This is a genomic window from Paenibacillus sp. A14 (genome assembly GCF_036864815.1).
In the GTDB taxonomy this organism is placed as follows: Bacteria; Bacillota; Bacilli; order Paenibacillales; family Paenibacillaceae; genus Fontibacillus; species Fontibacillus sanfengchensis.
The window spans coordinates 225792-237686 of the sequence record NZ_JBAGJD010000003.1 but is presented as its reverse complement, the minus strand read 5'-3'; the positions used below and the strand labels follow the sequence as shown (position 1 = coordinate 237686).

Annotated in this window: 11 protein-coding genes; all 11 read left to right on the top strand. The window is 52.1% G+C overall.

Going from position 1 to position 11895, the window contains the following annotated elements; all coding sequences use genetic code 11:
- Positions 1-43: 43 nt before the first annotated feature.
- On the top strand, positions 44-982 hold the full coding sequence (locus tag V4U88_RS09025) for a bifunctional riboflavin kinase/FAD synthetase (protein WP_334072943.1): 939 nt from the start codon (positions 44-46) through the stop codon (positions 980-982).
- A 181-nt stretch (positions 983-1163) separates the two neighbouring features.
- Positions 1164-1433: a 30S ribosomal protein S15 gene (gene rpsO / locus V4U88_RS09020; protein ID WP_076168040.1), complete on the top strand. Its 270-nt coding sequence runs from the start codon at positions 1164-1166 to the stop codon at positions 1431-1433.
- A gap of 253 nt (positions 1434-1686) precedes the next feature.
- Positions 1687-3792 (top strand): polyribonucleotide nucleotidyltransferase, encoded by a 2106-nt coding sequence (gene pnp / locus V4U88_RS09015; RefSeq protein ID WP_334072942.1) that lies wholly within the window; start codon positions 1687-1689, stop codon positions 3790-3792.
- A gap of 178 nt (positions 3793-3970) precedes the next feature.
- The gene (locus V4U88_RS09010) at positions 3971-4957 is read left to right on the top strand and encodes a polysaccharide deacetylase family protein (RefSeq protein WP_334072941.1); all 987 of its coding nucleotides are present in this window, start codon (positions 3971-3973) and stop codon (positions 4955-4957) included.
- A gap of 102 nt (positions 4958-5059) precedes the next feature.
- Complete coding sequence (locus tag V4U88_RS09005; RefSeq protein ID WP_334072940.1) at positions 5060-6313, top strand: M16 family metallopeptidase; 1254 nt, start codon at positions 5060-5062, stop codon at positions 6311-6313.
- Positions 6303-6752 carry a dUTP diphosphatase gene (gene dut / locus V4U88_RS09000; protein WP_334072939.1) on the top strand — a complete coding sequence of 150 codons (450 nt, stop codon included), beginning with the start codon at positions 6303-6305 and terminating at the stop codon, positions 6750-6752. The genes V4U88_RS09005 and dut overlap by 11 nt, the downstream gene beginning before the upstream one ends.
- 129 nt (positions 6753-6881) lie before the next feature.
- Positions 6882-7781 (top strand): dipicolinate synthase subunit DpsA, encoded by a 900-nt coding sequence (gene dpsA, locus V4U88_RS08995; protein WP_334073370.1) that lies wholly within the window; start codon positions 6882-6884, stop codon positions 7779-7781.
- Positions 7778-8371: a dipicolinate synthase subunit B gene (locus V4U88_RS08990; RefSeq protein WP_334072938.1), complete on the top strand. Its 594-nt coding sequence runs from the start codon at positions 7778-7780 to the stop codon at positions 8369-8371. Before dpsA ends, V4U88_RS08990 begins: the two co-directional genes overlap by 4 nt.
- 71 nt (positions 8372-8442) lie before the next feature.
- Positions 8443-9480 (top strand): aspartate-semialdehyde dehydrogenase, encoded by a 1038-nt coding sequence (locus V4U88_RS08985; protein WP_334072937.1) that lies wholly within the window; start codon positions 8443-8445, stop codon positions 9478-9480.
- Positions 9481-9530: 50 nt separating this feature from the next.
- Positions 9531-10751, top strand: coding sequence for an aspartate kinase (gene dapG / locus V4U88_RS08980; RefSeq protein ID WP_334072936.1), 1221 nt, complete (start codon positions 9531-9533; stop codon positions 10749-10751).
- 46 nt (positions 10752-10797) lie between these two features.
- Positions 10798-11661 (top strand): 4-hydroxy-tetrahydrodipicolinate synthase, encoded by an 864-nt coding sequence (gene dapA, locus V4U88_RS08975; RefSeq protein WP_334072935.1) that lies wholly within the window; start codon positions 10798-10800, stop codon positions 11659-11661.
- Positions 11662-11895 lie beyond the last annotated feature (234 nt).

The window sequence follows — 11895 nt, the reverse complement described above, 5'->3', positions numbered from 1 at the left end:
GCTCTGCAAAGCGCGAATCCGAGTGAAATAGCAGGTGAGACGAGTGAAAACGATAAACCTAACTTATCCTTTGACGGATGAAGTCATCAACATTGTGGCAAAACCGCAGGTTCTGGCGATCGGCCAGTTTGACGGACTCCATCTCGGACATGCAAGCGTCATTGAAACAGCGGTGCGGCTTGCCCGCCAGACGGGGTTTCCCTCGGCGGTGATGACATTTCACCCGCATCCGAAGGAAGTCATGAAGAAGGGCGATTATGAAGGGTATTTAACCCCGCCGGAAGAGAAGGAACGAATCCTCCGCAGCATGGGAGTGGACTATCTTTATATTGTCGAGTTTAATGATGCGTTTTCGCGGGTAAGCCCGCACAACTTTGTGTGCGGGATGCTGGTTCCCCTGCGCATCCATACGGCGGTCGTCGGGTTTGATTTCCGTTTTGGCTACCGCGGCGAGGGACATGCCGGAATGCTTCGGGAACTGAGCGAGAACACCATGGACGTCCTTACGGTGCCGCCTTTTTTGATCGACGGCGAGAAAGTGAGCAGCTCGGGCATCCGCAAAGCGCTTCAGGAGGGCGACATTCGTTTGGCAAGCCGGTGGCTGGGACGTCCTTATGCGGTGAAGGGAACGGTTATGCACGGCGAAAAGCGCGGGCGACAGCTGGGCTTTCCCACCGCCAATCTCCAGCCGGATGAGCATTACGTCCTGCCGATTAAAGGGGTCTTCGCAGTGCGCGTTGAATATGAAGGTAACACCCTGGAAGGCGTGATGAATGTCGGCGTGAAGCCGACGTTTCACGATCAGGCTACCCGCCCTAATCTGGAAGTCCATTTATTCGATTTTAACGGTCATTTGTATGACGAATCGCTTCGGGTCGAACTGATCGATTTTATTCGGGAAGAGCGGAAGTTTAACGGCATCGAAGAGTTGATTGCGCAGATTACCAAGGATGCGGAAACCGCAAAACAACGGCTAAAATAGGGGATCGCGGAATAATCGGGTAAAAAGACACGTCATTTACTTTTATATATAATCTGTGTTATACTTGTTTAGGTTGTTTATGTGGGCTTTTTTGACATAGACAAGATAACCTTGGCTTGGTTGCCGGTCTCACCGTCCGACTACTAGGCTAACGGCGATTTGAAAAAAGGAGGTGAACAGGATGGCATTAACACAAGAGCGCAAGCAACAACTGATTGAAGAGCACAAAACTCATGAATCCGATACCGGATCCCCAGAGGTGCAAATTGCTATCCTTACGGAGAACATCGTGAATTTGACGGACCACTTGCGTACGCACAAGAAGGACCATCATTCCCGTCGCGGTCTTCTGAAGATGGTAGGTCAACGTCGTAAGCTGTTGGCTTACTTGAAGAACAAAGACGTAAAACGCTACTCCGCTTTGATTGAGAAGCTTGGATTGCGTCGCTAATTTGCCTTTGTTTAACCGAAGCAGCCTGGTCGCCGCCGGTTCCGCTGAAGAAGCGGACGGCGCGCTTCTTGGTTGCTTTTTGCAAAGTAAATACATGTATGCCCACCAAGCTCCGTCAGGAGCTTTTGTTGTGAGTTGGACAGGTTTAAGGACCCGCTTTCGATTCGTGAACCTTCTTTTGTTTATGAATCGGGCAAAAGCAGGAAATAATGAGACTTGTACCGAACTTTTATTTGTGATAAGGAGGGGTTTCATGGAAAAACATGTGAAAATGCAGTTGGGAGGAAGACCTCTTATACTGGAAACCGGACGTTTGGCCAAACAGGCCAATGCGGCTGTAATGGTAAGGTACGGAGAGACCGCGGTTTTATGTACGGTAACGGCTTCGGCCGAACCGAAGGACCTCGATTTTTTTCCGCTGACGGTGAACTATGAGGAAAAGCTGTATGCGGTAGGTAAAATCCCCGGCGGCTTTATTAAGCGCGAAGGACGTCCTAGCGAAAAAGCGATCCTGGCCAGCCGGTTGACGGACCGTCCGATTCGACCGTTGTTCCCGGAAGGGTTCCGCAATGATGTGCAAATCGTAAATTTGGTCATGAGCGTGGATCAGGACTGCGAGCCGGAGATTGCCGCCATGATCGGTACTTCCGCTGCGCTGAGCATCTCGGACGTTCCTTTCAACGGGCCGATCGGCGGGGTGGCCGTGGGCCGCGTCAACGGGGAGTTTGTGATTAATCCCGATATTGCCCAGCAGGAAGCAAGCGACATTTACGTGGTCGTTGCGGGGACGAAAGATGCCATTATGATGGTGGAAGCCGAAGCCAACGAGGTTCCGGAAGATGTCATGCTTGAAGCCATCATGTTCGGTCACGAAGAAATTCGGAAGATCGTTGCCGTGATTGAAGAACTCGTGGCGATGGCCGGTAAAGAGAAGATGGAAGTGAAGCTCCATCAAGTAAATGAGGATGTCGACCGGGAGGTTCGTGCCTATGCGGCGGACCGTCTGATCGAAGCGGTGAAGGTCGTCGAGAAGCACGCCCGCCAAGACGCCATCGATGCAATCAATGACGAAACGGTAGCTTATTTTGAGGAGAAGTACATAGAGTCTCCGGAACTGCTTGGCGATGTGAAGGAAGTACTGCACGACATCGTCAAGGAAGAAGTGCGCCGTCTGATCACCCATGACAAAGTCCGTCCCGACGGACGGAAGCTCGATGAGATTCGCCCGATCGAGTGCGACATCAGCTTGCTGCCGCGGACGCATGGTTCCGGCTTGTTTACGCGGGGACAAACTCAAGCGCTTAGCGTATGTACGCTTGGAGCGTTGGGCGACGTACAAATCCTCGACGGGATCGACCTGGAAGAGTCGAAACGCTTTATGCATCACTATAATTTCCCGCCGTTCAGCGTGGGGGAAGCCCGTCCGCTGCGCGCACCGGGACGACGTGAAATCGGACACGGGGCGCTTGGCGAAAGAGCGCTTTCGAAAGTGATTCCGCCGGAATCGGAATTCCCTTACACAATCCGTCTCGTTTCGGAAGTGCTGGAATCGAACGGTTCCACCTCCCAGGCGAGTATCTGCGCCAGCACACTGGCCATGATGGATGCGGGGGTACCAATCAAAGCTCCGGTTGCCGGCGTGGCTATGGGGCTGATCAAAGACGGTGAACATGTCTCGATTTTGACGGACATCCAGGGGATGGAAGATCATCTCGGGGACATGGACTTTAAAGTAGCCGGAACGTCGGACGGCGTGACGGCAATTCAAATGGATATCAAGATCGACGGGATCGACCGGCAAATTTTGACTGATGCGCTGGCCCAAGCGAAGGAAGGCCGCATGTTTATCCTTTCGAAGATGCTGGAACGCATTCAAAAGCCGAAGGAGCAGCTGTCACAATATGCGCCTAAGATTACGATCATGAATATCAATCCGGACAAAATCCGCGATGTCATCGGCGCAGGCGGTAAGATCATCAACAAGATCATTGAGGAAACCGGCGTGAAGATCGATATCGAACAAGACGGCCGCGTGTTTATCGCTTCGGCCAATGAGGAAATGAACAACAAGGCTCGTTCGATCATCGAAGGCATCGTCAAAGAAGTTGTCGTCGGCGAAATTTATGTGGGTACGGTAAAACGGATTGAGAAATTCGGAGCTTTTGTGGAAATTTTGCCGGGCAAAGACGGCCTCGTGCATATTTCGCAGCTTTCCACGGAACGTGTAGCCAAGGTAGAGGATGTAGTCGCGATCGGCGATACTGTTACGGTAAAAGTGACGGAAATCGACCAACAGGGAAGGATTAATCTTTCCCGTAAAGCGGTGCTGACCGCCGAAACGGAAAAATCGACATCCTGACACACCTATAGAACCGTACGGGAAAAGAGACAGAATGTGTTATTCTGGCTCTTTTTTTACATAGCGCTTTAAGCCCCAGTTAATGGGGTTTTTTCATGGATGCCGAACAGGGGAGCGACATATTTGCAGGCTTGTTCTCATAAAATGAGGACAAAACCCTTGAAGGGATGAGCCTGTTATGAATCGGAAAAAACTCGCGGTTGTCGGAATATGCGCGGTCCTCGTGTTGATGCTGGGGGAGTTCACAGGGATTCGCTCTTTCGTTGATCACGCGCTGTGGCCGAATGGGGAGCGGGATGCTTTCGGAAGGCTGGCCGACAGCCAAGGGGAGGAAGAATTGCTTGGACGAATCCGTCGCGAAGCGGAAGGTTTGCGAAAGGAGCCGGTCGATGCGGTGGTGGACCGTGTATGGAAGGCCATTCCCGGGTATAACGGCCGCGAAGTGGATATCGAGAGTACGTTTCAGAGGGCAAGATTAAAGCCGGAGGGCGCGGAAATCGAGTACCTGTACAAGGAAATCAAGCCGAAGGTTAGCCTGGATGATTTGGGACCTCATCCCATCTACAAAGGGAACCCGAACAAGCCGATGGCGGCTTTTATGATCAATGTGGCCTGGGGAAATGAATATATCCCGCCCATGCTGGACACCTTGGACCGCCACAACGTGAAGGCGACATTTTTCTTTGATGGCAGTTGGCTGAAGAAAAATCCCGAACTGGCCAAAGAGATTCAAAGAAGAGGGCATCAGCTTGAGAATCACGCTTATTCCCACCCCAATATGAGCCAGTTGAGCGACAGCCTCGCGCGGCTTGAAATATCAAAGACTAAAGATGTGTTGAAGGATACGCTTGGCGTGGAGAACCGCTGGTTTGCTCCCCCTTCCGGCGATTTCAACCAGAGGACGGTTGATCTGGCTGCCGAGCAAGGCTTGAAAACGGTGCTGTGGACGGTTGATACGATCGATTGGAAAAAGCCGCCGGCTACCACGATCGTTCGACGGATCTCGGAGAATGTGGGTCCCGGCTCGCTGATTCTAATGCATCCGACAGCTTCGTCGCGGGATGCGCTGGAAGGCATGATTCAGGCGATCCGCAGCAAGGGGTTACAATTGGGAACGGTGGAACAGACGCTGTCATCGGACCGGGTAGAAATCCCGCAGAGTTGAGGAATCCGTTTTTTTTTGATAGGATATTGTTGCATTTAAAGCTTATACTTAGATAAGTAGAATTTTGTTTTACGTCCGTAAAACGTTTAGGAGGGCCAGTTCGTGAATAAAACGCAGTTGAAAAACGGCCTTCGGGTGGTTATGGAAAAAATCCCGACCTGCCGCTCGGTGTCGTTCGGCATTTGGGTGAAGACCGGATCGCGGAACGAAACGTCCGAAATGGGGGGCATTTCGCATTTTATCGAGCACATGCTGTTCAAGGGAACGGAACGTTACAGCGCCAAGGACATCGCGGAACAGTTCGATGCGATCGGCGGCAATGTGAACGCCTTTACATCGAAAGAATACACGTGTTATTACGCCAAAGTGCTGGACGAACATCTGCCCATCGCGGTGGATGTACTGGCCGATATGTTTTTTCGGTCGCTCTTTGACGAGGAGGAATTGCGGAAAGAAAAGAACGTGATCGTCGAAGAAATTTCGATGTATGAGGATACCCCGGACGATATGGTCCATGACTTGCTCGCCGAAGCGGCTTACGGCAGCCATCCTCTTGCGCTGCCGATTTTGGGGACGGAAGAGAAGCTGCGCCGGATGGGACCCGACCATCTTCGGGCCTATATGAAAGAGAAATACACCATCGAGAACACCGTGATTGCGGTTGCGGGCAATATCGATGACAGCATCATCGACTTGCTTGAACGCTATTTTGGCGATTTTGACAATCGGGGCCAAAACGATGAATTGGGGAAGCCCGAATTTTTGGGCGAACTGAAGTTTCACCGGAAAAAGACGGAGCAAAACCATATCTGCCTTTCGTTCCCCGGCTTGCCGATCGGGGATCGCAATCAATATGCCATGGTGCTTCTGAACAATGCGCTTGGCGGGGGCATGAGCTCCCGGCTGTTTCAGGAAATCCGCGAGAAGCGGGGGCTGGCATATTCGGTTTATTCCTACCATAGCTCTCATGCGGATAGCGGACTGTTCACCGTTTATGCCGGTACGGCGCCGAAGCAAACCAAAGAAGTGCTTGACCTGACCAAGGAAATTCTACATGACGTGGCCACGCGCGGACTGATCGACAGCGAGTTGCGTAAAGGCAAGGAGCAGTTAAAGGGAAGTCTGATTTTAAGCCTGGAGAGCACGGGCAGCAGAATGAATCGTCTGGGCAAAAATGAACTGATGCTTGGACGACACTATACCCTTGATGAAATGATCGCCCGGATTGAAGCTGTTACGATGGACCATGTCAATGAAGTCATCAAAACCATGTTTGCGCGTCCTTACGCGCTCGCCATGGTGGGGGCTTCCGACCGCGTGCTGTCGGATATAAGGAGAGATGAACTTGTTATATGACGTACAAATTAATTTAATCCCCGGAAATGAGGATATCGAGCTGCCGCGCAAAATGTCGGAGCTGGCTTCCGGCTTTGATCTCTACGCGGCCGTGACGGAGGAGGTCGTGCTGCAGCCCGGTCAGCGCAAGCTGGTCCCGACCGGGATCGCTATCGCAATGCCGGCTGGTTTGGAAGCGCAAATCCGCCCGCGGAGCGGCTTGGCGTACAAGCATGGCATCACCTGCCTGAACACGCCGGGGACGATCGACGCCGATTACCGCGGCGAGATCAAGGTGCTGCTGATCAACCTGGGGCAAGAGCCGTTCGCCATCAAGCGCAACGAACGGATTGCGCAAATGGTGTTTCAAATCGTACCCGAAGTAAATCTGATCCGGGTAGACGCTCTTTCGGAAACCGTCCGCGGTGCCGGCGGCTTTGGGCACACCGGAACAAAATAATTCGCATTTTGGGGAAGACCTCGCCGTACGGCGAGGTCTTTTTGTTATTTGGTAATTACTTTTCACCACCCCGCTCTTTCCCGCATAGGATGGTCTATACTGTATTGCCTGGAAGGAGTGCCGATCTTGATGCTGACCGGTCTAACTATCGTCTTTTTGGGCGGTGACGCCCGCCAGGTGGAAGTGATTCACAAGTGTATAGAGTTGGATGCGTCGGTACGGGTCGTCGGCTTTGATAAGCTTGAGCAAACGCCCGCAGGCGTAACGAATGAAAATTTAACTCCGGAACTGCTCAAGGAAGCGGATGTCGTTGTTCTGCCGGTGGTGGGCTGCAGCGATCAGGGCGTGATCAGCGCGCCGTTTTCAAGTAAAGAGCTCGCGGTGAAAAAAGAGTTGTTTTCCGCACTGCGCCCGGGAACACCGGTATATACGGGAATGGCCAAAGCATATTTGAAACAGATCGGGGCCGAGTGCGGTTTTCGGATTATCGAGCTTTTGGAACGGGACGATGTGGCCATTTACAATTCCATACCTACCGCCGAGGGCGCGGTGATGATGGCAATTCAAAATACGGACACGACGATTCATGGTTCGAACTGTGTCGTGCTCGGGATAGGAAGGACAGGGTTTACATTGGCAAGGACGCTTCAAGGTTTGGGAGCGAACGTGAAGGTGGGCTTGCGCCGAAAAGCCGATGAGGCAAGGGCGGTTCAAATGGGCTGGAAGCCTTTTGTAGCAACGGATTTGACCGCTTATACCAGCGATATCGACTTGATTTTTAATACGATTCCGACTATGATAGTCACAGCGCAAATGATCTCTAAATTGCCTCGGCATGCCGTGATCATTGACCTTGCCTCGGCCCCCGGCGGAACGGATTTCCGTTTTGCCGAGAAGCGCGGGATTAAAGCGCTGCTTGCTCCCGGTTTACCCGGAATCGTCGCTCCCAAGACGGCTGGTATCATCATAGCGAATGCGCTTAGTCAGTCGGTTCTGGAAGAGTTTCAATTACGGGGGGATGAAGGATGAACTGGCAAGGGAAAACTGTAGGTTATGCCGTGACGGGATCGCATTGCACATTGGAAGAGGTCATGCCTCAAGTACAGCGGTTTGTCGACGGTGGAGCCAACGTGGTGCCGATCATTTCACATTCCGTGAAGATGACCGACACGCGGTTCGGCCAGGCGGAAGACTGGCAGAAACAGTTGAAAGATATAACGGGGAATGATATTATTTCATCAATTGTCGATGCCGAACCTTTGGGGCCGAAGAAACTGCTGGATGTGTTGGCTATCGCTCCCTGCACGGGAACGACGACCAGTAAGCTGGCCAATGCGGTGACCGACAGCCCGGTCCTGATGGCAGCCAAGGCGACGCTTCGTAACGGATGTCCGGTTGTATTGGCGGTGTCGACCAATGACGGTTTGGGTTTTAATATGGCGAACATTGCCAAGTTGATCGTGGCCAAGAATATTTATTTTGTACCGTTCGGACAGGACAATCCGCTCAACAAACCGAATTCGCTCGTAGCCCGAATGGAGCTGGTTCCGGAAACCTGCTATGCCGCGCTTGAAGGAAAGCAACTGCAACCGGTCATTATAGAGCGCTTCCGGGATTAAGCCATCTTCATACCAAGAGATTCATACTATTTACTATAAATCGTTATATTAGAGAAGGAGAGACGTGCCAGATGAGTAACAGGAAATTTAATGTCGCCGTTGTCGGAGCAACGGGAGCCGTGGGGGAACAAATCATCGGATTATTGGAGAAAAGGGACTTTCCGGTTGAGAAGCTGAAGCTGCTGTCTTCGGCCCGTTCCGCAGGTACCGTTCTTTGTTATAAGGGACAGGAAATTACCGTTGAAGAAGCTGGCCCGGATAGCTTTGCAGGCATCGATATCGCCCTCTTCAGCGCGGGCGGGGACGTCAGCAAGGCACTTGCTCCTCATGCCGTCCGACACGGTGCCGTTGTGATTGACAACACCAATGCGTTCCGCATGGATGAAACGGCTCCGCTTGTCGTGCCGGAAGTAAACGAGCACATGATCGGCAAACATCAAGGAATTATCGCCAATCCGAACTGCTCGACCATCCAAATGGTGACAGCTCTTAAACCGCTGCATGACCGTTTTGGCGTTTCGCGCGTTATCGTTTCGACATACCAAGCGGTATCCGGAGCGGGGGCCAAAGCGATCGACGAAATGCTGCGTCAAAGCAAGGAAGTGCTCGAGGGTAACGAGGTTAAACCGGATATCCTGCCGGTTTCATCGCTGCCGGTGAAACATCAAATCGCCTTTAACGCGGTACCGCAGATCGACAAGTTCCAGGACAACGGTTATACCTTGGAAGAAATGAAAATGGTTCGTGAGACCAAAAAAATCTTTGGCGACGATTCCATCCAAGTCACCGCAACCTGTGTTCGCATTCCGGTCGTTTACGGCCATTCCGAATCGGTTTACGTCGAATTAAAGAACGATTATGATTTGGAAGAGGTTCGCAGCCTGCTGTCCGCTGCACCGGGCGTTACTTTGGTCGATGACCCGACTGCTCAGAGCTACCCGCTCGCGACGGATGCGGCAGGTAAGAACGATGTTTTTGTCGGACGACTGCGGCGGGACCTGGACAATCCTCGCGGATTGAATATGTGGATCGTTTCGGATAACCTGCTCAAAGGAGCTGCCTGGAATGCGGTGCAGATCGCCGAAATTGTTGCAGCGGGCAAGGAATAAATCATAATTAAAGGCTTTCGGGTTGTTTTACTTAAATTGGAGGAATATCCATGCGCATTTTAGTGCAAAAATTCGGTGGCACATCTCTCTCGACAACGGAAGCGAGAGAGAAGGTCATCTCACATATCCGCCGGGAACTGGATAACGGTTACCGGCTTGTCGTTGTGGTCTCCGCGATGGGCCGCAGGGGAGACCCGTATGCAACGGACACGCTGCTCGATTTGATCGCTTCCGGCGGCGGTTCACTTCCGCCCCGGGAGCAAGATCTGCTGCTCTCATGCGGAGAGATCATCTCCGCATCCATGCTTTGCAGTCTCCTTCAAAAAGTGTCGGTCAGTTCCGTCGTTCTGACGGGTGCCCAATCAGGTTTTCGGACGGACAGCCAATACGGTAACGCCAGAATTCTCGACATTGTGCCAACGCGGGTGCTTGAGGAACTGGAGTCTAACGATGTCGTTATCGTTACCGGCTTTCAAGGGCAGAATCAGAATGGCGATTTCACCACGCTGGGACGCGGGGGCAGCGATACCTCTGCGACAGCGCTGGGTGCGGCGCTCCATGCAGAGATGGTCGATATTTATACCGATGTGGACGGTATCCTGACAGCCGATCCGAGAATTGTCGAAGACGCCAAGCCGTTGGATTACGTCAGCTATGCCGAAATTTGCAATATGGCTCATCAAGGGGCCAAGGTGATTCACCCACGAGCTGTGGAGATTGCGATGCAATCCGGTATCCCGGTGCGTGTGCGCTCTACTTTTTCCCAGAGTGAAGGTACGCTGGTGGCCAATCCCGAAGGCTTTAAGGATGTGCAAATCGGCATTGTCGATCGCTATGTGACCGGGATCGCTTACGTAGCCAATGTGACGCAAATCAAGGTTGAATCTTCCGGCAAGGTTGCGGATAACCTGCAATTACAGGTTTTTAAAGCGATGGCGGAGAATGCAATCAGTGTCGATTTTATTAATGTGACCCCTTCGGGCGCGGTTTATACCGTATTTGACAGCGATGCGGCAAAGGCGCGCACGGTTCTGGAGGGATTAGGCTTTGAGCCTCGGATTCTAAGCGGGTGCGCCAAAGTGTCCGTCATCGGCGGAGGGATCAACGGAGTGCCAGGCATCATGGCGAGGATTGTCGAGGCGCTGACGGAGCAAAATATTCAAATTCTCCAGTCCGCTGACTCCAACACGACGATTTGGGTTCTGGTCAACAAAGAGGATATGGTGCAAGCTCTCCGCGCTTTGCATGCCAAATTTGAGCTGGGCAAGTAGACGGAATGACGCTAATGAATGCAGATGAGCCAAAGGAGGAGACAGCGTGGATTTCGGAAGACTGATTACGGCGATGGTGACTCCCTTCGACAGCGAGGAACGAATCGATTGGGAGCAAACCGGACGCTTAATGGATTATTTGATCGAAGAACAGAAGTCTGACAGCCTGGTGATTTGTGGAACGACAGGCGAGTCTCCAACGTTAACGGACGAGGAAAAACTGGAGATGTTCGAATTTGCCGTCAAGCATGCGGCGGGACGATGCAAAATTATTGCCGGAACGGGGAGCAACCATACGGCTCATTCGATCCATTTGTCTAAGCAAGCCGAAAAGCTCGGGGTTGACGCTCTTTTGCTCGTAGCCCCTTACTATAACAAGCCGAGCCAAGAAGGTTTATATCGGCACTTTGAAAGTATCGCGAATGCGACCAAGCTCCCGGTCATGCTGTACAATGTACCAAGCAGGACGGTCATCAGCCTCAGCAAAGAAACTACGCTGCGGTTGGCCCAAATCCCGAACGTGGTAGCCACTAAGGAATGCGCCTCGCTGGAGCAGGTGGCAGGGATCGCTGCCGAGGCTCCGGCCGGTTTCAAAGTGTATTCCGGAGACGATTCGGCCGCGCTTCCGGCTCTGTCGGTCGGCGCCTACGGGATCGTCAGCGTAGCGAGTCATATCGTTGGTCCGGAGATGAAGGAAATGGTGCATTCGTTCCTGGCCGGCCGGGTGGAGACTGCAGCCAAGCTGCACCAAAAACTTTTGCCGGTGTTCAAAGGTTTATTTGAATGTCCGAATCCGGTGGCGGTGAAATTCGCTTTGAATGAGTTGGGCCACAAGGTCGGATCCGTGCGCTTGCCATTGGTACCGCCGAGTGAAGCGGAAGCCGAAGGAATTAGAAAACTGCTGAAATAACAATAAATTGCTGGATTTCCAAAAAACGATGCCCCCGCGGGAGGCATCGTTTTTTCGCTATAGAGCAACGTAACAGTAGGAGGCGGTAGGCGGCTCACTTGTTTTTTGCCATTTTAATCATGTATAATGATTTCAAGTGACTGGGTGCGGTGAATTTTATTTGGAAGATATAAATGGGTGAGAAGCACTGATCGGTGCGTTTTCCTTTACAAATTTACAAAAAAATTACGACGT